This is a genomic window from Aurantimonas sp. NFXS3 (genome assembly GCF_049132005.1).
In the GTDB taxonomy this organism is placed as follows: domain Bacteria; phylum Pseudomonadota; class Alphaproteobacteria; order Rhizobiales; family Rhizobiaceae; genus Aurantimonas; species Aurantimonas coralicida.
The window spans coordinates 250,552-274,501 of sequence record NZ_JAGDDZ010000004.1; the positions used below are offsets into that span (position 1 = coordinate 250,552).

18 protein-coding genes are annotated in these 23,950 nt (G+C 65.4%); 3 read left to right on the forward strand and 15 right to left on the reverse strand.

Annotation, left to right across the window (positions count from 1 at the left end; all coding sequences use genetic code 11):
- Positions 1–31: 31 nt before the first annotated feature.
- The 3 genes from J3367_RS13495 to J3367_RS13505 all read right to left on the reverse strand — a co-directional run bounded on the left by J3367_RS13495 (position 32) and on the right by J3367_RS13505 (position 3,991).
- Complete coding sequence (locus tag J3367_RS13495) at positions 32–1,015, reverse strand: Ldh family oxidoreductase (RefSeq protein ID WP_024352104.1); 984 nt, start codon at positions 1,013–1,015, stop codon at positions 32–34.
- A 10-nt stretch (positions 1,016–1,025) separates the two neighbouring features.
- Complete coding sequence (locus J3367_RS13500) at positions 1,026–2,963, reverse strand: TRAP transporter permease (RefSeq protein ID WP_024352103.1); 1,938 nt, start codon at positions 2,961–2,963, stop codon at positions 1,026–1,028.
- A gap of 77 nt (positions 2,964–3,040) precedes the next feature.
- Positions 3,041–3,991: a TAXI family TRAP transporter solute-binding subunit gene (locus J3367_RS13505; RefSeq protein ID WP_277024733.1), complete on the reverse strand. Its 951-nt coding sequence runs from the start codon at positions 3,989–3,991 to the stop codon at positions 3,041–3,043.
- A 115-nt stretch (positions 3,992–4,106) separates the two neighbouring features.
- Here J3367_RS13505 and J3367_RS13510 point away from each other — a divergent pair, with 115 nt between their 5' ends.
- Positions 4,107–5,057: an amidohydrolase family protein gene (locus tag J3367_RS13510; RefSeq protein ID WP_024352101.1), complete on the forward strand. Its 951-nt coding sequence runs from the start codon at positions 4,107–4,109 to the stop codon at positions 5,055–5,057.
- A gap of 6 nt (positions 5,058–5,063) precedes the next feature.
- Positions 5,064–5,714 carry a flavin reductase family protein gene (locus tag J3367_RS13515; protein WP_024352100.1) on the forward strand — a complete coding sequence of 217 codons (651 nt, stop codon included), beginning with the start codon at positions 5,064–5,066 and terminating at the stop codon, positions 5,712–5,714.
- 27 nt (positions 5,715–5,741) lie between these two features.
- Here the strand turns inward: J3367_RS13515 and J3367_RS13520 are convergent, their stop codons facing one another.
- From J3367_RS13520 to J3367_RS13565, 10 genes are all read right to left on the reverse strand, one after another.
- Positions 5,742–6,698 carry a hydroxymethylglutaryl-CoA lyase gene (locus J3367_RS13520; protein ID WP_421461355.1) on the reverse strand — a complete coding sequence of 319 codons (957 nt, stop codon included), beginning with the start codon at positions 6,696–6,698 and terminating at the stop codon, positions 5,742–5,744.
- Between the two features lie 109 nt (positions 6,699–6,807).
- On the reverse strand, positions 6,808–7,500 hold the full coding sequence (locus tag J3367_RS13525; RefSeq protein WP_051141661.1) for a GntR family transcriptional regulator: 693 nt from the start codon (positions 7,498–7,500) through the stop codon (positions 6,808–6,810).
- A 135-nt stretch (positions 7,501–7,635) separates the two neighbouring features.
- Complete coding sequence (tcuB, locus tag J3367_RS13530) at positions 7,636–8,826, reverse strand: tricarballylate utilization 4Fe-4S protein TcuB (protein WP_024352098.1); 1,191 nt, start codon at positions 8,824–8,826, stop codon at positions 7,636–7,638.
- Positions 8,813–10,210 (reverse strand): FAD-dependent tricarballylate dehydrogenase TcuA, encoded by a 1,398-nt coding sequence (gene tcuA, locus J3367_RS13535; RefSeq protein ID WP_024352097.1) that lies wholly within the window; start codon positions 10,208–10,210, stop codon positions 8,813–8,815. Before tcuA ends, tcuB begins: the two co-directional genes overlap by 14 nt.
- A gap of 534 nt (positions 10,211–10,744) precedes the next feature.
- Positions 10,745–11,803: an Ldh family oxidoreductase gene (locus J3367_RS13540; RefSeq protein ID WP_024352096.1), complete on the reverse strand. Its 1,059-nt coding sequence runs from the start codon at positions 11,801–11,803 to the stop codon at positions 10,745–10,747.
- Complete coding sequence (locus J3367_RS13545) at positions 11,800–12,699, reverse strand: NAD(P)-dependent oxidoreductase (protein ID WP_421461358.1); 900 nt, start codon at positions 12,697–12,699, stop codon at positions 11,800–11,802. The genes J3367_RS13540 and J3367_RS13545 overlap by 4 nt, the downstream gene beginning before the upstream one ends.
- Positions 12,696–14,213, reverse strand: coding sequence for a tripartite tricarboxylate transporter permease (locus tag J3367_RS13550; RefSeq protein ID WP_024352094.1), 1,518 nt, complete (start codon positions 14,211–14,213; stop codon positions 12,696–12,698). Before J3367_RS13550 ends, J3367_RS13545 begins: the two co-directional genes overlap by 4 nt.
- Before the next feature lie 18 nt (positions 14,214–14,231).
- The gene (locus J3367_RS13555) at positions 14,232–14,696 is read right to left on the reverse strand and encodes a tripartite tricarboxylate transporter TctB family protein (protein WP_024352093.1); all 465 of its coding nucleotides are present in this window, start codon (positions 14,694–14,696) and stop codon (positions 14,232–14,234) included.
- On the reverse strand, positions 14,693–15,655 hold the full coding sequence (locus J3367_RS13560; RefSeq protein ID WP_024352092.1) for a Bug family tripartite tricarboxylate transporter substrate binding protein: 963 nt from the start codon (positions 15,653–15,655) through the stop codon (positions 14,693–14,695). Before J3367_RS13560 ends, J3367_RS13555 begins: the two co-directional genes overlap by 4 nt.
- Positions 15,656–15,720: 65 nt before the next feature.
- Positions 15,721–16,395 (reverse strand): RraA family protein, encoded by a 675-nt coding sequence (locus J3367_RS13565; protein ID WP_024352091.1) that lies wholly within the window; start codon positions 16,393–16,395, stop codon positions 15,721–15,723.
- A 102-nt stretch (positions 16,396–16,497) separates the two neighbouring features.
- Between J3367_RS13565 and J3367_RS13570 the strand changes: the two genes are divergently transcribed.
- Positions 16,498–17,406, forward strand: a complete 909-nt coding sequence (locus J3367_RS13570) for a LysR family transcriptional regulator (RefSeq protein WP_024352090.1) — start codon at positions 16,498–16,500, stop codon at positions 17,404–17,406.
- Positions 17,407–17,781: 375 nt separating this feature from the next.
- Here the strand turns inward: J3367_RS13570 and J3367_RS13575 are convergent, their stop codons facing one another.
- The gene (locus J3367_RS13575) at positions 17,782–21,423 is read right to left on the reverse strand and encodes a DUF7379 domain-containing protein (protein ID WP_024352089.1); all 3,642 of its coding nucleotides are present in this window, start codon (positions 21,421–21,423) and stop codon (positions 17,782–17,784) included.
- A gap of 103 nt (positions 21,424–21,526) precedes the next feature.
- Positions 21,527–23,392: a peptidoglycan-binding domain-containing protein gene (locus tag J3367_RS13580; RefSeq protein WP_421461366.1), complete on the reverse strand. Its 1,866-nt coding sequence runs from the start codon at positions 23,390–23,392 to the stop codon at positions 21,527–21,529.
- Positions 23,393–23,950 lie beyond the last annotated feature (558 nt).

Genomic DNA, 23,950 nt, shown 5'->3' on the forward strand with positions numbered 1-23,950 from the left:
GGGCAGCCTCAACCGCGCGTTTCACCGTCCGTCACAGAAGCGCGTCGATCTCCGCCAGTACCTTGGCCGGGATGGACAGCCCGCTCTCGCGGTTCGCGGCGCTGCGCCGCTCCTCGATCTCGCCCGGCAGAAGCACCTCGCCCGGCTCGCCCGAGGCCCGGATCATGCGGGTGATCGCCGCAAGCCGCGCGTCGGGCTCTCCCAGATGGTCGGTGCGGGCCGCGATCAGCGTGAAGCAGGTCCCGGCCGTACGGGAGAAATCGCTGGATTCGCCGAGCTCGGTCGCGGCCGAGCCGCCGGCGAAGAAGCCGGTCAGCAATTCGATCATCAGCGCCAGACCGTATCCCTTCGGTCCCCCGATCGGGGCGAGCGTCCCGGCCAGCGCGGCATGGGCGTCGGTCGTCGGCCGGCCGTCGGCATCGAGGGCGAGCCCTTCGGCGATCGGCTGGTCCTCGGCGGCGGCCCGGCGGATCTTGCCGCGCGCCACCACGGTCGTCGCCATATCCAGCGTGACGGGCGGCTCAGCGCCCGGCACCGCGATCGACACCGGGTTGGTGCCCAGCACCGGTCGCTTGCCCCCGATCGCCGCCATGGCCGGCGGCGCGTTGGAGACCACGATCGCCGCGCAGCCCTGCCGCGCCAGCCGCTGGGTATAGGCCGAGGCGAGGCCGAAATGGTTGGAGCCCCGCACCGAGATCCAGGCGACGCCGTGAGCCGCCGCCCGCTCGACCGCCAGCTCCACGGCCCGCATGGCCGCCGTCGGACCGTAGCCATTGTTGCCGTCGAGGATCACCAGACCGCCGGCGTCGCTGACGATCGTGGCTTCGGCAGCCGGATCGATCAGGCCCGCCTTCGCCCGCGCCACGTAATTGGGCAGGCGGGCCACGCCATGGGACGCGACCCCGCGCAGATCGGCTTCCACCAGCACATCGGCGACCGTCTCCGCGATCTTGCGCGGAGCGCCGTTCGCCGCGATCGCCCGGGTGGCGAGGGCGCGCAGTTCGTCTGCAGTCATGTCATTCGGCTCATGCAGGCTTGGGGTTGGTCGGGCGCAGCAGATAGAGCGGCGCGAGGATCACCGGGATCGCCGCAAGGTCGGTCCAAAGACCGGGCATCATCATCAGAACCGACCCCGTCCCGACGATGATGCGCCGCCACGGTGCGAGCGGTCCGCCCCACCAGCCGGTGGTGGCGATGGACAGCGCATAGACGCCGACGAAGGCCGAGGTGATGGCGACCACGATGTCGCCCGTCGTGCCGATCAGGAGGATTTCCGGGCCATAGACGAAGACGAAGGGCACGACGATCTTGGCGAGCCCCATCAGGAACGCCTCGACGGAGGTTTCCAGCGGTTTCGACTTGGCGATGGCCGCCGCGGCATAGGCTGCCAGCGCCACGGGCGGCGTGATCGCCGAGACGAGGCCGTAGTAGAAGATGAAGAGATGCGCGGCGATCAGCGGCACGCCCATCTGGGTCAGCGCCGGCGCAACGAGCACCGCCAGCAGCAGATAGACGCCCACCGTCGGCAATCCCATGCCGAGCACGATCGAGGCGATTGCGGTCAGGCAGAGCGCGATGAAGAGCGAGCCGCCGCTGGCGTCGACGATGAGGCCGGAAAGCTTCAGTCCGAGCCCGGTCAGGGTCAGCATGCCGATGACGATGCCGGCACAGGCGCAGGCCGTCGCCACCGGCAGCAGCCCGGCCACCGCGGCCCGGCAGGTCGCCATCAGCCGCGCCGGGGTCGGTCGCGACGATCTGGCGAACATCGCCAGCACCAGAGCCGCCACGATGGCGTAGAAGCCGGCGCGGTAGGGCGTGTAGCCGTCGAGCAGGAAGTAGAGGAGGATCGGGATCGGCAGGAGCATGTAGCCCCGCGTCAGGAGAAGATGCCGGAAATTCGGCAAGTCCGCCGCAGCGACCGCCTTCACATCGTATCGGGCTGCATGCAGCTGCACCGCCGCGAACACCGCGCCGAAATACAACAGTGCCGGGAACAGCGCGTGGCTGATGATCTCGACATAGGGAATGCCCGTGAAGGAGACCATCAGGAAGGCCGCCGCGCCCATGATCGGCGGCATGATCTGCCCGCCCGACGAGGCGGCCGCCTCAATGGCCGCCGCCGTCTGCGGCTTGTAGCCGGTGCGGATCATCAGCGGGATGGTGAAGGTGCCGGTGCTGGCGACGTTGGCGACGGCGCTGCCGTTGATCGAGCCGAACAGCGCCGAGGAAATCACGGCGACATAGGCCGGCCCGCCCTTCTTGCGGCCGGTCAGCGCATGGCCGAAGCCGATGAAGACGTCGCCCATGCCGGTGGTCTGCAACAGCGCGCCGAACAGGACGAAGACGGCGATATAGGTCGCCGAGGCGCCGACCGGGGTGCCGAGGACGCCTTCGGTGGTCAGGTAGAGATGCGAAACGATGCGGTCGATGCCGTAGCCGGTATGCCCGATCGGCGGCGGCAGGAGGTTGCCGAAGGCGGCATAGGCCAGCGCGAGAAGGGCGATGATGACCAGCGGCCAGCCGATGACCATGCGGGTGGCGATCAGCACCACGCCGATCAGGATCGCGCCGAGCCAGATCTGCTGCTCGGTGACGATGCCCGCCGTCTCGATGATCTCGCGATAGTCGAGGCAGACATAGAGTGCCGGCAGGGCTGTCACCAGCGCCAGGACGATGAGCGCGGTGCGCAGCCAGCGACCGCTCACCGCCGCCGTCGACAGGAACAGGATCGCCGCGATGCCGCAGACATGGACGACGCGCTGCTGCAGCGCGGTGAAAGGCCCGTAATAGGCGGTATAGAGGTGGAAGAGCGTGAAGGCGACGACGCCGATGCCGACGATCAGCCGCAGCATCCAGTGCCCGTTGACGCCGATGGCGGCACCGGCGGCCAGGGCCGGGTCCTCGGCCGGCAGGAGGTCGCGCTCAAGCAGCACGCCGGCGGCGGGAGTTGACTTGTCGGACATCGCAATATCGCTGGCTGGAGCAGGATGGGCGCGGCCGGCCCCGCCGGTCGCGCCCGCTGATCGGTCGAAACCGTGGCTCAGTCGAGCGCGCCGATTTCGCGATAGTAGCGCTGGGCTCCCGGCGCCAGATCGATCGGCGTCTTCACCGCCGATTCCGGCGTGATCTGGTTGGCCGCCGGATGGATCGCCTGCAGTTCGCCGATATTCTCGAACAGCGCCTTGGTCATGGAATAGACCAGTTCCTCGTCGGTCTTCTCGTTGACGAAGAGGATGTTCCAGATGTCCATCGTCGGGATGTCCGCGGTCTGGCCTTCATAGGTCCCGGCCGGAATCACGCCCTCGATGTAATAGGGATATTTCTCGTGCGTGGCGGCAATGGCCGCCTCGTCCAGCGGCAGGATCTTGATCTCGGCCGCGGTGGCCAGATCGATCACCGTCGGCGTCGGGAAGCCAGCCAGCACGACGGACGCGTCGAGATTGCGATCCTTGAGGGCCTCGGTCGCCTCGGTGAAGTCGAGATATTCGCGCTGCACGTCGATGCCCGCCCCCTCGAACACCGCGTCGGCCATCACCCGGGTGGAGCCGCCCGGAGGGCCGACCGCGACGCGCTTTCCTTCCAGATCGGCGATGCTCTCCATGCCGGAATCGGTCCGCACGATGATCTGGATGGTGCTCGGATAGAGCGCAGCGACCGCCTGCAGCGGCCAGGACTGCCGGAACGGCTCTTCCCCGTTCCTGGCGAAGAACACCGTGTTGGCGTTGCCGATCCCCAGCGTCATCTCGCCGGCGCCGACACGGCGGGAATTTTCGATCGAGGCGCCCGTGACCTCCGCCGCCGCCGACACGCCGTCGATGGTCTTGGAGAAGATGTCGGCCATGCCGCCGCCGAGCGGATAATACACCCCGCCCGTGGAGCCGGTTCCGATGGTGATGCGCTCCTGCGCGACGGCGGTGATCGGCGTGGCGGCAACGGCGACGATGCCGAGCGCGCCGATCAGACGCGTGAGCGTTCCTGTCGTGAATGCCATGCTTACCTCCCAGTATAATGGCGACAATTCCGATGCGGCGGCGTCGTCTTGCGCGCAACAGGATGCAAATGTATACCAGCGTTCAGGACAACTTCAACGAAAATCGCGACCGCCCATGGCTTCCGCCAGCTCCAACGCCCCCACCGTTCCGCCACGGCTGGTCCACGGCAAGCCGCTGTGCGCACCGCCGCTGAGCAGCGACCGGCGGCCCCGCGCCACGATCCCGGCAGGGGCGTGGGACAGCCATTGCCATCTCTTCGGCGCCCATGATCGCTATCTGCCGGCCGACACCGCAACCCACATGGCGCCCGAAGCGACCCTTGCGGACTATCGCGGGCTGCTCGACCGGCTCGGCCTTGCCAGGGGAGTCTTCGTCACCTCCACCGTCTACGGCACGGACAACCGCCTTCTGATCGAAGCGCTCGCGGATGCCAATGGCGATGGTGCCGGCGATGACTGGCTGCGCGGCATCGCGGTGATCGACTCCACTATATCGGATGCTGAGCTGGAGGCGATGCACCGGGCCGGCGTGCGTGGTTTCCGGATCAATCTCATGCAGCAGACCGGCGGCCCGCATTTTCGCGGTGGCGTCGGCCAGGAACACCTCTTCCCCCTCGCCGAGCGGGTGAAGCAGTTCGGCTGGCACGCCCAGCTCTGGGTGGATTCGGCCCTTTTGCCGGAATTGCGGAGCGAGCTGCGGCGGCTGCCGATCCCCTTCGTGATCGACCATTTCGGACGCACCCAGGCCTCCCGCGGCGCCAACGATCCGGGCTTTGCCCTCCTGTGCGACATGCTGGCGGCGGGCGAGGCCTATGCCAAGATCTCCGGCGCCTACCGGATCTCCAACCATGCGCCCGACTATCCGGACGTCGCGCCGATGGCCGCCCGCATCATCGCCGCCGCACCCGACCGGCTGGTCTGGGGCACCGACTGGCCGCATCCCAACCATGCCGGCATCATGCCCGACGACGCCGACCTTCTCGACGTCCTTGTCGGCTGGTGCGAGGGCGACGCGGCGGCGCTGCAGGCGATCCTCGTCGACACCCCTTCCCTCCTCTACGCCTGAGATGACATGACCGACGCCACCACGCGTTTCGACCTTGCCGAGTTGACCCCGCGCGAGCGCTACAAGCTCCTGTCGAGCGCCATCGTGCCGCGCCCGATCGCGCTGGTCGTGACGCGCTCGCCTCAGGGCCATCACAACGCCGCGCCCTATTCCTTCTTCAACGTCCTGTCGGAAGATCCGGCCATCGTCGCTCTCGGCCTGCAGGTGAACGCGGCCGGCGAGCACAAGGACACGGCCAACAACATCGCGCGGGAAAAGGAGTTCGTCATCAACCTCGTCGACGACGCCCTGGCCGACCGGATGAACATCTGTGCCGTCGACCTGCCGCCGGAGGAAAGCGAGATCGACGCGGCGGGCCTGACCATCGCCGCCTCGTCCATGGTCGGGCCGGGTCGGATCGTTGAAAGCCCGATCGCGCTCGAATGCCGCGAGGTGCAGACGCTGAAATTCTCGCCCCGCCGCAACATCGTTCTGGGCGAGGTGCTCTGCGTCCATGTGCGCCAGGGCCTCGTCGATCCGCAGACGCTGAATGTCGACATCGACAATTACGAGCCGCTCGGCCGCCTGTTCGCCAGCCTCTATTCGCGCCAGAGCACGCGGTTTTCCATGCCGCGCATGTCGCTGGAGGAATGGCGCGACCGGGCCGGAACCGACTGACCCCCCGCCCCGGACGCATTTGATGCCTCAGGCGGCGCGGCGATAGGCGTTGAGGCGGCCGGCCTTCATCACGCTGCCGGGCAGCGCATGGCCGACGACCTGTTCGGCAAGCCGCGCCGCTTCCGACAGGGCTTCCAGGTCGATCCCGGTCTCGATGCCCATCTCCTCGCAGAGAAACGCCAGATCCTCGCTGCAGACATTGCCGGCGGCCGCCTTGTGGCAGGCGAACGGACAGCCGCCGAGCCCGGCCACGGAGGCATCGAAGGTGTCGACGCCCATCTGCAGACCGGCAAAGGCGTTGGCGATGCCCATGCCGCGCGTGTCGTGGAGATGCAGCGCGACCTTCAGCTCCGGCCAGCGCTCGCGCACCGCGCCAACGACCCGCTGCACCGCGGCAGGCGTCGCCCAAGCCATGGTGTCGGCCAGCGAATAGGTCTTGATGGTGACGCCGCATTCCGCGGCGATCTCGAAGGTCTCGGCCATCACCGCAAGGACACGCGCGACCGGCACCTCGCCTTCGAAATTGCAGCCGAAGGCTGCCATCATCGAGGCCCGCTCGACGGTCAGGCCCGCCTCCAGATAGCGCGCCACCATCCGCGTCTGGACCCGGCGGTTCTCCGCAAAATCCCGGTTCTGGTTGCGCAGCATGAAGCTTTCCGACGCGACCATCGAGATCGAGCCCTTGAGATCGAGCTGGCCACGATGGGCCAGCGCCCGGTCGAAGCCCTTCTCGTTCAGCCACAGCGCGGTGTAGGCCGTACCCGGCGCGCGGGTGATGCCGGCGACCACGGCGTCCGCATCCGCCATGCCCGGCACCCGGGCCGGATTGACGAAGGACGCCACCTGGATCTGCGGCAGCCGCGCCTGCGACAGCGCATCGATCAGCGCGATCTTGTCGGCCGTCGCGATCGGTCCCTTCTCGAACTGAAAGCCCTCGCGCGGCCCTTCCTCGTTGATCCTCACGCATTTCGGATAGTCGGCCATGCTGGTCTCCCTGGTGTTGAACGGGCGTCGCGCCGAACGGCCCCAAGCCCGCACCGGCGCGAGCGCCCGACGCCATGCCGGCGGTACGGCGCCACGGCGCCGGTCGGGGTCAGTCGTCGGTGATGCCCGGCTCGTCCTCGTCGCTGGAGCGCGACAGATATTCCTGGCGCATGAGCTTGAGGCGGCTGCGCTGGGCGTTGCGGATGTGGATCTGCGCGGCTTCGTTCGCCGTCTTGGGATCGCGCCCCTTGATGGCCGCGAGGATGGCGAGGTGCTCGTTATGGGCGCTCTCGTCCCGCCCGGGCAGGCGCAGCGTTGTGCCGCCGAGCAGCGCCATGGAATCCCGCAGGCCGATCAGCGACCGCTTGAGAAAGCGATTATGAGCCGCATGGTAGATCGCCGAATGGATCAGCCGGTTGAGGTCGGCCATGGATTTGGACTGGCCGAAATGGTCGACCTCCGAGGCGATCAGCTCCTCCAGTTCCTCGATCTCCGCGACCGAGGCGTGACGGGCGGCAAAGCCAGCAGCCGCGCCCTCCAGAACCTCGCGAATGTCATAGAGCTCGATGGTTTCCTGGTGATCGAGCTTGGAGACCACGGCGCCGAATCGCGGGGTGAAGGAGATCAGTCCTTCCGCCTCGAGCCGGCGGATCGCCTCGCGGGCCGGCGTGCGGCTGAGGCCGAGACGCTCGGCGATCTCCAGTTCCCTGACCCGCGATCCGGGCGGCATCTCGCCGGCCTGGATGGCGGCTTTCAACTGCTGGTAAGCGGTCTCGCCGCGCGAGACATCCGATTTGCTCATGTCTGTCCATATCCGGTTGGAAACGGCACCCATTTCGAAATGCCGGGCGTGCGACCGGAACCATAGCACAGGCCCACCCGCCGGCGCCGCCCCCGCAGGTTCGCGATCACGACGCCAATCCGGACCGGCCCGTCCTCAGGCCTGCGATTGGCCGGCCACCGGCAGCAACGTGCGCTTGCGCTCGCCGGCCGGCGGGGCATTCACCGCGACGTCGCCATGGGCCAGCCGCTGTTCGTGGGCATGGCGCACGAGGGCCGTGAAGCGATAGATGCCGTGGACGAACTTGCCATAGGGAAATGTCAGGAACAGCGCGAAGACGACGCCGAGATGGACGGCGAGCAGGACGCCCATGGCCGGCGTGGCGCGAAAGACAAGCAGCGCCAGGCCGGTGACGCTGGTCAGGAGCAGCATCCACAGGAAGGCCGCGCCCATGCCCGTGCGGTCGTCGCGGCGGATGGCGACGTCGCGGCGCTCGCGCTGGCGAAACAGTCCGATCGGCCCGATGACGAGGCCGATCCCGCCGAGAACCCCGAGGATCACGGTCGGATGCCAGACCGGATAGGGCGCTTCCCAGCCGAAATAGTGGAACAGCGTGCCCGAGGAGGTCGAGGCGAAGCAGAGCAGGAAGCCGTAATAGGTGAAATGATGGTAGAGGCGCCGGCGATCGTTGGGCCGCTCGCTCTCGTCCATGCAGCCCATGCCGCCGCCGTCGAGATAGCGCAGCCGGCTGGTATCCTTGACTGCCTGCCACAGCGACGACAGGCGCAGGTCCTGCACCGGGCCGCTGGCCCTCCAGAAGGACCGCACGCCCATCCCGAGCGCCACCATGGCGTAGAGGAAGACGCCGCCGAAGATGGCGACCATGGTGTTGTGGGGCATCAGCCGGTAGAAGGCCCCCTCGCCGGTATGGACGCCGAACAGCACCGAGGCGTCCTGCCAGGCGGCAAAACCGATCAGGAAGGCGGCGACCGATCCCGCCGCGGCCAGGGCCACCCAGAGACCGTTGCGCTGAAAGACGCCGGAGAAGACCGGCGGCCAGGCGTAACGGGCATAGGTTTCGTCGCGGAGCTCGGCCATGGCGACCGGCACGTTGATGGCGAATTCGTGCGGCGGGGCGTACTGGCAATCGTAGTAGCAGGCCCCGCAATTGTGGCAGAGATTGGCGAGGAAATCGACGTCGCCGCCGGCGAAGTCGCGGCGCAGTTCCATGGCCGGAAACACCGCGCACAAGCCCTCGCAATAGCGGCAGGCATTGCACACGCTCATCTGGCGCGCGGCTTCCTCCTGCGAGGCCGAGGCGAGGGACGCCAGATCAATTCCGGACATAGCGAGCCGCTCCTTCTCCCGCCAGCCGCCCGAAGACGCTGCCGATGGTCATTCCGATTCCGGCCAGATAGCCCTCGCCCAGGACGTTTCCGGCCATGATCTCGCCGGCCGCGAACATGTTCGGCGAGACCGTGCCGTCCGCCATGACCATGCGGGCCTCGCGGTTCACCTTGACCCCGAGATAGGTGAAGGTGATGCCCGGCCGCAGCGTGTAGGCGTAGAAGGGCGGCTGATCGATGGTGCGGGCCCAGTGTGATTTCGGCGGCTCCAGCCCCTCGGTCCGGCAGTCGTCATGGATGGTGTGGTCGAAATGGCCGGGCTGGCAGGCGGCGTTGAAACGGTCGATCGTCGCACGCGTCCTGGCGGGATCGAGCCCCATCTTGGTCGCGAGCTCCTCCAGCGTATCGGCCCGCTCGGGCGGAAACACCGAGGGCATGAAAGAGCGGATCGACTTCTCGTCGATGATCACATAGCCGATCTGGTCGGGCTGGGCGGCGACCAGCCGGCCCCAGATCGCGTAGCGTTTCGGCCAGAAATCCTCGCCCTCGTCGTAGAAGCGCTCGGCATTGGCGTTGAGGACGACGCCGAAGGGCACGCAGTCGAGCCGGGTGACGATGCCGCCGTCGAATTTCGGCGCCCGCCCGTCGATGGCCACCGCGTGGCCCTGGGTCGGATCGCCGACCTGTTCGACGCCGCGGTCGAGCAGCATGCGCAGGATCTCGCCGCGATTGTAGGGCGTGCCGCGGATGAGGAAGTTCTTCGCCCCCGGGCCCCAGGCCTCGGTCAGCCATTCGATATTGGATTCGAAGCCGCCCGAGGCGGCGACGAAGGAGCGCGCCGCGACCTCTTCCATGCGCCCCTCGACCTCGAGCGTGGCGCCGACGAAGAAGCCGTTGTCGATCTCCATGTCGACGAGCCGCGTGTCGTAGCGGATCTGCACGCCCAGATCCTCGGCCGTGCGATAGAGCGCGTTCAGCATCGAGCGACCGCCGCCGAGGAAGAAGGCGTTGGTACGCCCCAGCGACAGGGTGCCGCCCAGCGAGGGCTGGAACCGCACCCCCTGCTCCCACATGAAGTCCCACAATTCCTTGGACCGCTCCAGGGTCAGGAGGGCGAGTTCCTCGTCGGTCCTTCCCTTGGTCACCCGCATCAGATCGTCGAGATACTCCTCGACCGGATAGGGACCGGTCAGGGTGCCGTTCGCCGCATCGTGGGCAACGCGCATGTTGCGCGTGTGCCGGGTGTTGCCGCCGCGATAGGATTTCGGCGCCCGCTCCACGACCATGACCCTTGCGCCCGTGCAGGCCGCGGAGATCGCGGCGCAGAGGGCGGCGTTGCCGCCTCCCGCAACGAGTACGTCGAGCTGGTCTCCCTCGCCTGCCATCGTCGACATCGGTCCCTTCGGATGAATTCAGATCGGGCATCCCCGGCCCGACTTATGTCAAAGTATCCACCGGGATACAAGCGTGCGAAACCTCATCGGACGGAACGCCGCACGCCGGCATCCGGCGCACGGAGCGCGCAGGAGGCCGTTCCGGAGCTTTGGTTGCGATGATGGAGAAGTGTGGCGGGGGATAACCACGGGTAGCATGCCCCTGGCCCGAACGCTGGTCAGCTATACGGTACCGCCGTAGGGCGAGCGCAAATGGTCGTGGGTATAGGACCCGGCGCCCCCAAGGCTGCCGGCTCGGCTTATGCCCCACAAAGCATTGACCCAGCGCATATCGCGCATTCGCGCTGCGCGGGGGATCTTCAACGAACGCGCCCGGCTCCGGCCGGGGTCCGTCGGGCGGCCAAACCCGCCGCCGGAAGTTGGAACCGGTTCGCCTAAGCGATGAACCGCTGGGTAGCGGATGTCGCTGACCGTGACGCCGCCAGCGTGGAAGGCCCGGTCGACGAAGCACCCGGGCCTTTTCGGTCAGGCCTGTTCGGTCTCGGCCAGCGGCGCCAGGGCGAATTTGGCGGCGGTGGCGTTGAGGTCCGCGACGACATTGTCCGGCAGGTCGATGCCCTCGGCGCTGTTGCTGCGCGCCCGCTCCATCTCGACCTCTCCGGGCATCTTGATCTCGGAGAAGCCTTCGGCGGTGGCGCTGTCCTTCAGTTCGAGGACGAGATCGCGCACCCGGGCCGCATAGCCGCTCGACGCATGAATGCGCGAGACGTCGATCAGCAGCATGAAATGGCCGATATCCTGCGGCGTCTCGAAATCGCTGTAGAGATTGCCGAGCGAGCCGGCGAAGCGGCCGCCCGACAGAACGCCGCACAGCACCTCGACCATGATCGCCAGGGCCGAACCCTTCGGGCCGGACAGCGGCAGGACGACGCCGCGTTCGGCCGCACGACCGTCGCAGGTCGGCTTGCCGTCGGCGTCGAGCGCCCAGCCTTCCGGGATCGCCTCGCCGCGCTTGGCCGCCTCGACCACCTTGCCGCGCGCGACCACCGAGGTCGCCATGTCCATCATGATCGGCGTGCCGCCGTCCACCGGCGTGCCAAAGGTCACCGGATTGGTGCCGATCACCGCCTGCCGGCCGCCGAAGACCGCCATGGAGGGCGGCGCGTTGGTCATGGCCAGCGCGATACAGCCGGCAGCCACCGCCTTTTCGACATAGAAGGAGCCGGAGCCATTGTGGTTGCTGCGGGCGACGGCGGCGACGCAGACGCCCTGCTCCTTCGCCGTGGCGATGGCCGCCTCGACCGCCGCATCGCTGACCACCGGCCCGGGCCCGTTGTCGCCATCGACCTGCAGGAAGGCCGGCGCCGGCCGCTCGAATCGGATGTCGGGCCTGGCGTTGACGGCGCCGGCGGCAATCCGCTCGGCATAGATCGGAATGCGCGTCAGCCCGTGCGAGCCGTGGCCGCGCAGATCGGCATGGATCAGGACGTCGGTGACCAGCGCCGCATGCTCCGGGCTCAGCCCGCTCGCCTCGAAGAGCGCGTTGGAGAACGGCCGGAGCGTCGCAAGGGAAAAGCGGGTCATCGGGTCGACCTTTCGTCGTCGGTGCCGTTCATCTGATCGTAGAGGAGCCCCAGGGCGGCGCTGTCGAGCTTGGCGAAGCCGCTGTTGCAGGCGGCGACCAGCAACTGATGGGCGAGGCCCGTCGCCGGCTGGGCGCGCCGGTAATGGGCGCCGACGGCCGCTGCGATGCCGAGATCCTTGCGCATCAGCTCGGCCCGGAAGCCGGGCTCCAGATTGCCCTCGATGTAGCGCAGGGCGTGCGCCTCGAGGACGCCGCTGCGCGCCGCGCCCGAGGACAGCACCTCGCGCATCACCTTCGGATCGACACCCGCCGCGCGGGCGAGCGCCACCGCCTCGAAGGCGCCCATCATGTTCACCGCGACCATCAGCTGATTGCAGGCCTTGACCGCCTGTCCGGCGCCGAGCGGGCCGACATGGTGGATGTTGGTGCCCATGGCGTCGAGAACCGGACGGGCGCGCGCGACATCGGCGTCGCTGCCGCCGCACATGATCGTCAGCTTGCCCTCGTCGGCGCCCTTGCGACCGCCGCTCACCGGCGCATCGACCAGGCCGGCGCCGACATTCGCCAGGGCGGCCCCCATCTCCTCGGCCTCGAAAGGGGCGATGGTCGAGCAGTCGACGAGCAGCCCGCCCTCCCACGACGCCGAGGCGAGGCCCTCGTCGCCGGACAGCGTCTGGCGTAGCGCCGCCGCATCCGGCACGCAGGTGACGATCAGCCTCGTGCGGCTCGCGATCGCGGCGGGGCTGTCGACGATCTCGGCCCCGAGCGCCCGGAAGGCGTCGGCCTTCTCGGCCGACGAGGTCGTCGCCACCAGCTGGAAGCCGGCTTTCAGGATGTTCTTCGCCATGCCGGCGCCCATCACGCCGAGCCCGATGAATCCGATGGTGTCCGTCATGGGGTCTGTGTCCTTTCGACTGGCTGCGCCCTGCCCTGCCGCCGGCTGCGGTGGGCGGCGAGGACGAACAGGGCAAGCGCCGCCACGCCGAGGGTCAGCGAGACGGGGTTGGTCAGGAACGGCTCGAACGATCCCTGGGACCGGGTGAGCGCCTGTCGCAGGGCCTGTTCGAAGGGCGGCGTGATGATGAAGGTGATGAGCAGCGGCGCGACGGGAATGTCGGTCCGGTTGAAGACGAAGCCGAGAATGCCCGCGCCCAGCATCACGTAGATGTCCATGACGTTGTTGCGGGTGACATAGCTGCCGGCGACGCACACCAGCGCGACGCAGGGCATCAGGTAGATCTTCGGGATGCGCAGCGTCATCGCCAGCGGCCGCACGGCGAAATAGCCGATCGCGACCATCAGGAGCGTGGCGAACAGCAGCGCGAAATAGATCGTGTAGACGATGTCCGGCGAGGTGATGAAGATCAGCGGTCCGGGCGTCACGCCCTGCAGGACGAGCGCCCCGAGCAGGATCGCGGTGACCGCGTCGCCCGGCACGCCCAGCGCCAGGGTCGGGATGAAGGTCGCGCCGACGACGGCATTGTTGGCGCTTTCCGAGACGGCGACGCCGCGCGGGTCGCCCTTGCCGAAGGTGTTGTCCTTGTTGAGCGAACGCTTGGCGTCGGCATAGGACATGAACGACGCGATCGTCGCGCCGATACCCGGCATGATGCCGATGGCCGAGCCGATCGCCGAGGCGCGGGTCATGGGCATGAGTATGCCCTTGAGCTCGCTCCAGCGCAGGCGGTTGGCCGCAAGGTCCTCGTCGCCGAGATCGAACTTGCGTTCGCCCTGGGAGAAGCGGCGTGTCGCCTCCTCGATGATTTCCGCCACGGCGAACAGGCCGACCAGCAGCGGCACATAGGTCAGCCCGTCCATCAGCGCCGTCGAGCCGAAGGTGAAACGCGGCGTGCCGACCATGGGATCGGTGCCGACGGTGGCCAGCAGCATGCCGATCGCGCCGGACAGCAGCCCCTTCATCAGCGAGTTGCCGGACAGGATGCCGATGATCAGGAAGGTGAAGAACAGCAGCGAGGCGATCTCCACCGGGCCGAAACGCAGGGCGAAATTCGCCAGTTGCGGGGCCAGCAGCACGAGCAGGACGATGCTGAAGATCGAGCCGAAGGCCGAGGCGATCAGCGAGATCCGCAGCGCCTTGGTCGCCAGCCCCTGCTGGGCCATGGGATAGCCGTCGAAGATGGTCGCCGCGGATGCCGGGGTGCCCGGCGCGTTGAGAAGGATCGCCGAGATCGAGCCGCCGAAGATGCCGGCGCCGTAAAGGCCGATCAGCGTCACCAGCGCCTGGTCCGTGGGCATGAAGATGGTCAGCGGCACGGCCAGCGCCACCGCGATATTGACCGAGAGGCCGGGAATGGCGCCGATGATCAGGCCCACCGCCACCGAGACGAACAGGGTGAGCAGGGTGACCGGCTCCATCAAGCCCCAGAAGGCCTGCAACAACGGGTCCATTGATACCCCTTCGGGTGGTTAGAACCACGCCCCGGACGGCAGCGGGATCAGGAAGAGCTTGCGCAGCACCTGGTCGACCAGCACCGGGACGGCGAGCGTCAGGATCAGGGCGATGAGCCAGCTGGCGGGGCGGCAGACGAGGAACACCGCCACCATGAACAGCACCGAGGCGGCCAGGAAGCCGATCGACGGCATGGCGAGGGCGTAGACCACCAGCATGACGGTGAAGACGAGGCCGGCGCCGAGCCCGCGGCCGAAGCGGCGGTCGCCATCGACCGCGGCCGGCCCGCTGGTGGCGAAGACGCCGACGCTCAGAAGCAGCGTCACCGCCCCGGCGAAGTTCGGCAGGGCCGTTGGCCCCACCGAGTAGAAATCGCCGGTGCCCATCGCCGCCGCGCTGGCTCCCACTTCCGGGACGAGGATCGCCAGGAAGTAGACCGAGGCCAGGCCGCAGACGATGGCGACAACCCGCGTGGCTGTCATTGCGCGGTCTTCGGGGTGTCGCCCATGGCGTTGGCGATGGAATCCGACATGTCGCGCATCGCCTTTTCGAAATCGGCGCCGCTGAGATAGCCCGGCGTGATGTTGCCGCGCTCGGCCAAGGTCTTGAAGGTTTCGGATTCGATCGCCTTGGTGAAGCGGTCCTGCAGATATTCGGCCACCTCGTCCGGAATGCCGGCCGGTGCGACGAGCCCCTTCATGTTCTCCAGATCGACGTCGTAGCCGAGTTCGGTCAGCGACGGCACGTCGGGCAGCTGCTCGGCCCGGTCCGAGGTCGTGGCGATGGCGTTGACATTGCCGGCCTCGACCTGTGCCGCGGCATCACCCGGCGTGATGATCGCCATGTCGACATGACCGCCGAGCAGGGCCGCAAGAGCCGGCGCGCCGCCCTGATAGGGCACGTGCTGGATCTGGATGCCGGCTTCCTTCTCGAACACCAGGAAGGCCGAATGCAGGATGCCGGCAGGACCGGAGGAGGCATAGGCCAGCTTGCCCGGATCGGCCTTGGCCGCCTCGACCACCGCCTCGACGCTGTCGAGTTCGCTGCCCTTCTTGGTGACGATCACCATGTGCTCGCGATTGACCCGCAGGATGCCGCGGAAATCGTCGAGGCTGTAGGAAATCTCGCGATGGTTGGGCACCGAGGTGCTCTCGCTGCCGCCGGCGACGAGCAGCGTGTAGCCGTCGGGCTCGGCCTTGGCGACGGTCTCAGCGGCCAGCGTGCCGGATGCGCCCGGACGGTTCACCACCACCAGCGGCACGGGGAAGAATTCCTGCGCGGCCGAGGCGATCAGGCGCGCCGTCTGGTCGGTGCCGCCGCCGGGCGCGAAGCCGACGATGATCTCGATCGGGCGCTCCGGCTTCCATTCGGCGCTGGCCGGCGACGCCACCGCGGCGGCGACGAGCCCCATGGTGACGGCAATCGTCTTGACGAATTTCATGATGTCCTCCCTCTTGTGTTGATTGGTCTTCCGACGGGCCGCCGCGGACGGCGCCCCGTCCCTCCTCACACGCCTTCGCAGCCCTTGGCCTTCAGAATCTCGTCCACCCAGGCGCGATCCCATCCGGCGCCCGCAATGGCCGCCTGGATGCCGGCTTCCTTCTCCTGCTGCGCCCGCGACGCCGCCAGCACGCTCTCCGCCTCCTCGCGGGGAATGCACACGACGCCGTCGAGATCGCCGATGACGATGTCGCCCGGCGCGATCACCATGCCGTCCAGCGCGATCGGCACGTTTACCTCGCCCGGGCCGTCCTTGTAGGGGCCGCGATGGCTGACGCCGGCGCCATAGACCGGATAGTCGTCGACCGCGATCACGTCCATGTCGCGCACCGCGCCGTTGACGACGAAGCCGACGACCCCGCGCGAGCGGGCATGGCTGATGATCAGTTCGCCGATCAGCGCGTTGGTGAGGTCGCCGCCCGCATCGACGACGATCACGTCGCCGGGCTGGGCGATGTCGGCCGCCTTGTGAATCATCAGATTGTCGCCGGGCCGGGTCTTCACGGTCAGCGCCGTGCCGGCCAGCGTGCCACCCTTGTGCATCGGACGCACCGACGGTCCGGCGGCGACCATGCGGTTCAGATTGTCGCTGATGATCGCCGACGGAATCTGCGCGAACGCCTCCACCAGCGATCGGTCACTGCGCACGTGCCCGTCCAGCACACGAAATCCTGCTGCCACTCCGGCCTCCCTGCCGCTCTTCATCACGGGGAGCTTGACCGAGGCCGGTCATTCCGTCCAATACATTGTTGGCACTTCAATGATAGCGACAGGGCATCACTGATGGTCGAGACGCGCCTGCTCCGGTCCTTTGTCTGCGTCGCCGAGGAGCTGCATTTCGGCCGCGCCGCCCGCCGCCTGCACATTGCCCAGCCGGCCCTGACCCGGCAGATCCAGCAGCTCGAGGAGCGGCTGCAGGCGACCTTGCTCAACCGCAACCAGCGCATCGTGACCCTCACCCCGGCCGGCCGGATGTTCCTGGAGCGCTCCTACCGGATCCTGGCGGATCTCGAGCAGGCGGCCAAGGAGGTGCGGCGGGTCGAGGCGGGGCAGGAAGGCCGCCTGTCCGTGGGGTTCATCCATTCCTCTACCTATGGCGTGACGCCGCTCGTCCTGCGCCGGTTCCGCCTGGCCTTTCCGCGGGTCGATCTCGAACTGTTCGAGATGACCATCCAGGAGCAGCTGGCGGCGCTGCGCGACGGCCAGATCGACGTCGGCATCCTGCGTCCGCCGATCTCGGATCCCAGCCTGCGCGCCCGGCCCTTGCGCGAGGAGCGCTTCGTGGTGGCCCTGCCCCACGACCATCGACTCGTCGCCACCGACCGGCTGCACCTGCGCGACCTCTCAGAGGACGGGTTCATTCTCTTCACCCAGCGCAAAAGCCCGCTCTTCTACGCCCGCATCATCGGCATGTGCGAAAAGGCCGGCTTCGTCCCGCGGGTCGAGCAATATGCCACCCAGATCCACACGATGATCGGCCTCGTCAGCGCCGGCATGGGCGCGGCGATCGTGCCGGAGGTCGCGCGCAGCCTGAACATTCCGGGCGTCGCTTACGTGGAGATCGCCGATACACCGCCCACGGTACAGGTCTGCCTCGGCTGGCGGGCCAGCGACACCTCCCCCATCCTCGCCGCCTTCTGCGATCACGCCGAAACCAGCGCCCGCCTCGCCGCCGAAACCACGGGTGGATGAAGAGCTTCAACGAGCCCTTGCGCTGAAAATTCGGGCGACAGAACCTGGCCGCCAGTAGTGGATGCCTTCGACAGCAATGTCCGTTGCCCACCGCGTACCCTTCCCCGGGGCCGCAATTGCACAAGATCAATCAGTTCATCTTTCAATAGCTCTGCAATCGCCGCTTTCCATGCCGCTATGGACTCTGCGAGCCGGCGCGTTGGCAAGGAGAGCGGCATATATTCGAGTCGCGATCGTCTCCGAATGACGCGCCAATGTATCCCTGACCTCTATCAAGCTTTTCGACCCGGAATACTACGCGTTTGTCGCAACGATCCGTATCGGAACCGAAGCGTGGCTTGGCGGGGCTACCGGGCGTTCTCTTGGGAAATTACTTCATGGACTCAAACGTGCATATGGATGTCCATAGACCGTGTAAGCAAGCCATGTCGGCTCGGCGTCGGCCTTCGCTTTTCGCCGCGCCTCCCGTGTGGCCGCGGCAACAGTCCTGCCACTCGCAAGGCTTTCGTAGAAGGTCCGCGCAAAGGACAGTGCCGTCTGGTCACCTACCGACCACAATGCGCCCACGAACAACCCGGCCCCCTTTTCGATAAAGGCCTTTGCCATGCCGCCAGACCCGGAAAAAGTGGCACCGGTATTGCCGGCCTGGCAGGCATTGAGAAAGACGATCGGCCGGGCGCCGGCTGGCCTGAACAGGTCGGCCCGCGCCTCAATGTTCTGGACAGTCAGCCGGCTTTCGATCTTCTCCCGTGTTTCTGGGTCGGTCGATGCGGAGAGGAGAAGGCCGGCGTTCCAGATGTTGTCCTGCCCGGCAGAACCGTGGCACGCGAAATGGTAAAGATCGACATCGCTTTCGGCCTTCATCTCAGCAAGTATCGAGCTTCTATTCGCTGCGATACTACGGCTGGCGAACAAACTAGCCATCATTGTACGCTCAAGCTCTGCGCCTTCAAGCCGGCCTGCTGGCGACGAGTAATCGGGTACGATGTGGCAGGCGTGGCCGGAGCGCACGCGGAGATTGGCCGGCGGGAAGCTGCTTGCGACCCAGCGCACCAGCCCCATTTCAGCGAGGAAACGGGTGCCTGCGCCGATACCTCTATCTTGTGGGTCGGAGACGTAGAGTAGTTCCCAAGGGATGAAAGGTTCCTCAGACACTACTTCGATCGATCCGATCTTGTCGCGATGCTCCCACACCAATCTGCGGATCTTCTCGGGTACAATGGCATTGTAGAGGTAGGACCCGTTGTCGGTGAGATCGTCAAAGAAATGGTTGTAATTAATTCCCGACCCCCAGGCTCCCTCCAGCTTCTGGAACAGCCCGTCGAGATAGGCAGTGCGCTGCTGTGACGAAATTGTTTGGCTGGCCTGGTCACGGAACTCGAGATCCTCCGATTCGATCAGGTAGGTGAGATCGCGTCCCCCATCGCCATCGGATGAATCGAGGATGCGCAACCGGACCAACGGAGGATCCTCCTGCGCAGTGTCGACGGCGGCCGCCGCCGTGATCTTGCCCGACGCAACGAATTCCGGCTGAAGTACGAACCGGGCGAGCCTTCTTCGCCCTTGCATGGCGTCCACCCAGATTTCCGCAGGGCCTGCCTGCTTGCCTTTAACTTCAAAGACGTAGACTTCCGGCTCGCCAGGCTTCGGTACGACGATTTCGGTGCGGCCATCACCGACCATGGAACAATTGGTGATCGGCTGTACAACGATGTTGATAGGGTCTGCAGTTGCAACCGTCTTCTTCGCTTGAGCGCCCGCCTTGCCTTCAGCGATTACGATCTCCTCGCGCGAGATGGTTACAGTCAATTCGGCCGGCTTCTCCAGCGGAACCGTGCGGTCCATCTCGGCGGCGAAGTTGCACTCCGCCTGCTCGGTCTCGGTTTCAGCAAACGTCTCCGATGCAGGCGTCCGCAAAGATCGGCGCCCATACCGACTCGGACCGCTGGTCCACCGGTTCATTCGCGCCCGCGCCGCAAATTCCACCCCCCCGTACACTTCCGCCTCCTCCAGAGGCGGCGCGGTTGACGCTTGCGCAGATGTCGCCGGAAACTCGTTGGCTTCGCTTGGCGGCGGCATCAGCGACGGGGTCACAGCAATTATATTGTCGGACTCGTCGTCAGTGACGATTTCGCCCGTTGGCGGGAACTCGAGCGGCTTGTTTTCTGAACGTCGCCGACGGGAGGCGACTTGACCTTCATGCAGGTCGAGCGCCTCAATCAGATCCATACCGGCATCAGCGCGACGCAACTTCTCTATTATGTCGCCCGCACGGAAGACGTAATCGCCATAGTGCAGTCGGCTGACTACGACCGTCTGCGAGAGGTCGATCCCCGCAATTTCCATCCTTCCGAGGGCTTCCTGCGCACGCATACCCGCGTCAATCACGATGGTCGGCTTCTCGGCCTCTGCGATCTCACCCGCATTGCGCTCGATCAGCCATTTCGACAATAGTTCACCAACATCGTTCTGCGCGAAATAGTTGGTATGGTAGATAATCGCGTTGCGATCCCAGAACAACTTGTCCTTCAAACGCGAAGTATCGACGCCAAACTTCGTCATTGCCGCGATGTCGACGACGAGATCGTTTTTTTGCTGCATCAACGTGTCGACGCCGAAATCGGCAAGTGCGCCCAGGAGTCTCTTCGAAAGCGCCGTCCGCTGGTCTGAATTGAAGAGCCGCGGTTCGAAATTGGAGCCCAACGCGAAATAGGAAATCTCTGCCGTATCGGCAGCACGTCCGGGATCGTTGAGTTCGGACACTAGCTGACTGGACGGAGCCATAGCCGCGATGCCCGGCACCATCTCCTCGGTGATGGCGGTGTCGACGATCGCCTGTACAAAGCCGCTTAGCGTCTTCAGGCTTTCAGATATGATCGTTCCGGAAGTACCGGCACCGAGATAGCTCAGCCCCTTGCCGGCCGCGACCGACAGATTGGTGAAGATGTCGAGAAGGGCCTTCCAGTTCTCGGGGTTAGCCAACGCCGTACCGCCATTGGTGCAGCCGACGAAGACTGCATTCCTCGGCGTCAGCGGCGACCCGACCTTGCGGAGCATTTTCTCCACAAGCACACGCGTGACCAAACCGCCACGTGAAAAGCCGATCATGTCGACGGTACTCTCGGGGGCAATGGACAGCCCGGCAAGCGCTTCCATAATCGCGGCGGCATTTTCCTGCGGGGACTCGCTCAGCGTCCGATGGTCGAAGGCGATAACGGCGTCATAATGCACAAAGGCCGAGCCGAGGAACGCCCGACCGCCCTCAGTCGCGGACAGTGCGCCGAAGCTGCCGACGGTGCTCGAAAACGTGCCGTGGATCATCAACAGTATGCGCGCCGGCTCGCCGACCGGAAGGCTGACCTGCGGCGGCCTGTCACCGACCCGCCAGTCATTGATATTGTAGTCGCGTATTACGATCAGTCCGGGCCTGACATTACGCTCCAACGAACGCTCGGCCACGCCGATAGTCCTGCGCGCCGCGAACTTGACAACAATTGCACGGATCGGATCCGTGATCTTGCCGGCGAACCAGTCGCCCAACCCGCGGCGACTTCGCATTTCGCCGCCATCCTCTGCGCTGGCGACGTCGATCGTGAAGACCAGCGTCTTGCCGGGCGCCTCGCCGCCCCTTCGGCGAACTGGGACCTCACGCGGCAACTTCCAAGCATAAACGCCGTCGCTCTCCAGAAGCAGCGCCGCGGACTCGTCATCGCCGACCTCGATCTCGACTTTGGTATCTTTTGGCTCCGGCGCGGTACTCCTGCGAGGGCGTCCGCTCGGCGCGTCTGGTGCTTCCACTGGAACGATGTCGAAATCGTCCGCGATCGTTACCGCATCGTCACCTTCCAGCGCATCAAGTAGCGCATCGGTCGCTTCCGGATCGGCCTGCGCCTCGATATCGAAAGCCGAGCGCCGACCTCGGCGCATGCCGCCCGGGCCTTCGAACGCTTTGCTTACGACCGTCACGTCGGAGGCATGGATGACGCGGGTGTTTTCGTTGATGACGGTTTCGACCATGGCAGCCTTCCTCCCTCCGTATCAGCGGCCGCCTGCCTGCCTACGTCTCATACCCTTTCGGCAGATCTGACGACGCACTGCTCCATAAACTGACCGTTGCACCTTATTTACTGTTCCATTTTTCCAACTTTCCGAGAAATCCCCAAGCAGCCACACCCAGGAAAAGCGGCATAAAGATACTGCTCGTTCCGGCGAGAGCGGGAATTGAGGCTGCAATATCGCCCAGAACTCCATTACTGGACGAACTTCCGAGGACCCCGGTGAGCACGGATCCGATAATGCCGATGGTGCTCTTGTAGCCGTTGAGGAATTTGCCGACCGGTTTACCGAGGGCGCTATTCACCGGCCCGATGTCCGGCTTACCGTCGCCCGCTTCCTCGCCAAGCAGCCTGCGTGACAGCCGCGCCAAGAGGAGTGTTTTCAAGTCCGAGGATTCGTAAACATGTTGATCGAAGGGAGCGTCCGGCCGCAAGATTTTAAGGAGATCGTTCGTATCTAGCGGCTTTTCCGAAGCGAGCAATTGAAGCAGGGTCAAAAGGGCGGAATCTCTAGTTGCATCCGAACCAGTGAGCGGACCTTCGGTCATGTTCCTGTCCTTCATCAGCAGGGACAATAAAGCTGGGATCAGAGCGGATGGCGTATCAGCCGCCGTGCGGTCGCTTGCCAATCCGGATTGTGGGATGACGACCGGACTGGCGACAGGCGGAGGCACTGCCATGCCGGAAGGATCGAACGAAATACCTAGCGCATCGGCTGTCTCAGGGCCGACCTCGCCATCGACCACCAGCCCCATGGCCTCTTGGAAAGCGATAACGGCCGCTTCGGTGTTGGCACCAAACTCCCCGTCGATGAGCCCGGGATCATAGCCCCGTTCGTTCAGCGCCGACTGGATCCGACGGACGATGACGGACGCCATGTTGGTCTCGCCAATGCGATAGATGGAAGTGGGTCCCGAGAGATCGAGACCGTCGATCCGGGCATAGCTCAACCCAGGGATAAGCACGCCTGTGTGCCATGTTCGGCCGTGAACCGTGTCGGCGACGACCCCCGCCCTCTTGCTCTTTGCCTCAATCGTGCCGCCCGCGCCGTCGCAGAGCGCAATATGCCCCATACTGCCAGGCCTTGGAGGATAGCGCAGTAAGATGCCACCGACTGTGCTCGCCGCCTCCTCTACAGAAACTTTTATTCCCTTGGACAGCACGTCGGTTTTCCAAGCCCCAGTATATGCTTCGGTAGTCCGCGGATTTCCGTCGTTGTCGATGCAGCCGTAGAGAAACCCGGCGCGCTGATAGATTAGCCAAGAGACAAATTCAGCGCAGTCCCAAGGCCCGACCCAATCGGCATCATCTTTAGGTACCAATACATTACGGTACTTCTCTCCGACATGCTTGCGCGCCAAGACCACCAGCGCAGCACCATCGGTTTCTGCGACGCTGGCTTCGACGACAGGATCCGGCTGGCCGCCCAAATCCGCTAGGAACTTGTCGGCGCTGCCGAGCCGGAACATCCGGTGGGCCTGCTGCCACTGCAATTCGGATAAGTTGTTACCCCGACCGGATTCCCGGTGAGCGATGGCCTTGAGCAGGGGGATTGCTTTATCCGGATCGCTGACCATCGCCTTGGTCAGGATATCGTGCGGATTATAGCCCGGAATGCCTACGTCATGCGAACCCGTCCATCTCTTCCCCGCCGCGTAGATCGTCTTTCCGGTATAGTCACGATGCAGCAGCTCGAAGTTGGATGCTGCTCCATTGACCGGCGACGGAAACCGGGCGATTTTGTGCCCGCCGCCGATGATGCCATAACCGATCTGGCCGAATTTCGCTGCTTCGGCGCTTGGATATTGAGCACCCGGGTTGTTGTAGCGGAACGATGCCACCTCCCCCATTGGTGGCACATCCTTGCGAATGGTGGTCGTATTGGAATCGGTACTTGGGCCAATTGTTGATTGCAACACACCCACCTCCATGCAGCAGGATCTGCGAGATACACCTCATGCATTACGATAGATAAGCGAATATATCAACCGGTGACGTTGCGTCGTGTTACGAATCGATGCGGGCGGATTCAAAACCATGCAACTGATACACGCTCGATTTACGGATGGTTATCTTACTTTGGCCACGTAAATAGGGCATTTGACATTGCGGAATGTCCAACCCGCGATGATGTCGGACAATCGCGCGGTAAAGATTTCGAAGTACTCCAACCAGTACACCTATCTGGGCCGCAAGTCACTTGATCCAAATTCCAGGCCAAGGCCAAGCGTCGAGTGGATAACCCAGGCCTAAGACGGTTTGAGCGCCCGTTCAGCGCCAACCGTATCAGTCAGGGCGAAGGACGCTGGCGCATCAGCGCTAAAGATCACAATAAGAAGGGCTGCGTATGTTCGAGCAGTGACGAGGCGAAGAATTCGGTGCTGATGAGAGCATGCTCGCGGGCAGGCGCATGCCACTCCATCCTGCGCGATGCCAGATCGTGAATCCGCACTGAATGAGTTGGCGCCGCGATCCTGGCGAATCTATTT

Bases quoted from the DNA above. Each gene is read 5' to 3' on its own strand.
- J3367_RS13495 (WP_024352104.1), bottom strand. From the start codon at position 1,015: ATGACTGCAGACGAACTGCGCGCCCTCGCCACCCGGGCGATCGCGGCG.
- J3367_RS13500 (WP_024352103.1), bottom strand. From the start codon at position 2,963: ATGTCCGACAAGTCAACTCCCGCCGCCGGCGTGCTGCTTGAGCGCGAC.
- J3367_RS13505 (WP_277024733.1), bottom strand. From the start codon at position 3,991: ATGGCATTCACGACAGGAACGCTCACGCGTCTGATCGGCGCGCTCGGC.
- J3367_RS13510 (WP_024352101.1), top strand. From the start codon at position 4,107: ATGGCTTCCGCCAGCTCCAACGCCCCCACCGTTCCGCCACGGCTGGTC.
- J3367_RS13515 (WP_024352100.1), top strand. From the start codon at position 5,064: ATGACCGACGCCACCACGCGTTTCGACCTTGCCGAGTTGACCCCGCGC.
- J3367_RS13520 (WP_421461355.1), bottom strand. From the start codon at position 6,698: ATGGCCGACTATCCGAAATGCGTGAGGATCAACGAGGAAGGGCCGCGC.
- J3367_RS13525 (WP_051141661.1), bottom strand. From the start codon at position 7,500: ATGAGCAAATCGGATGTCTCGCGCGGCGAGACCGCTTACCAGCAGTTG.
- tcuB (WP_024352098.1), bottom strand. From the start codon at position 8,826: ATGTCCGGAATTGATCTGGCGTCCCTCGCCTCGGCCTCGCAGGAGGAA.
- tcuA (WP_024352097.1), bottom strand. From the start codon at position 10,210: ATGGCAGGCGAGGGAGACCAGCTCGACGTACTCGTTGCGGGAGGCGGC.
- J3367_RS13540 (WP_024352096.1), bottom strand. From the start codon at position 11,803: ATGACCCGCTTTTCCCTTGCGACGCTCCGGCCGTTCTCCAACGCGCTC.
- J3367_RS13545 (WP_421461358.1), bottom strand. From the start codon at position 12,699: ATGACGGACACCATCGGATTCATCGGGCTCGGCGTGATGGGCGCCGGC.
- J3367_RS13550 (WP_024352094.1), bottom strand. From the start codon at position 14,213: ATGGACCCGTTGTTGCAGGCCTTCTGGGGCTTGATGGAGCCGGTCACC.
- J3367_RS13555 (WP_024352093.1), bottom strand. From the start codon at position 14,696: ATGACAGCCACGCGGGTTGTCGCCATCGTCTGCGGCCTGGCCTCGGTC.
- J3367_RS13560 (WP_024352092.1), bottom strand. From the start codon at position 15,655: ATGAAATTCGTCAAGACGATTGCCGTCACCATGGGGCTCGTCGCCGCC.
- J3367_RS13570 (WP_024352090.1), top strand. From the start codon at position 16,498: ATGGTCGAGACGCGCCTGCTCCGGTCCTTTGTCTGCGTCGCCGAGGAG.
- J3367_RS13575 (WP_024352089.1), bottom strand. From the start codon at position 21,423: ATGGTCGAAACCGTCATCAACGAAAACACCCGCGTCATCCATGCCTCC.
- J3367_RS13580 (WP_421461366.1), bottom strand. From the start codon at position 23,392: ATGGAGGTGGGTGTGTTGCAATCAACAATTGGCCCAAGTACCGATTCC.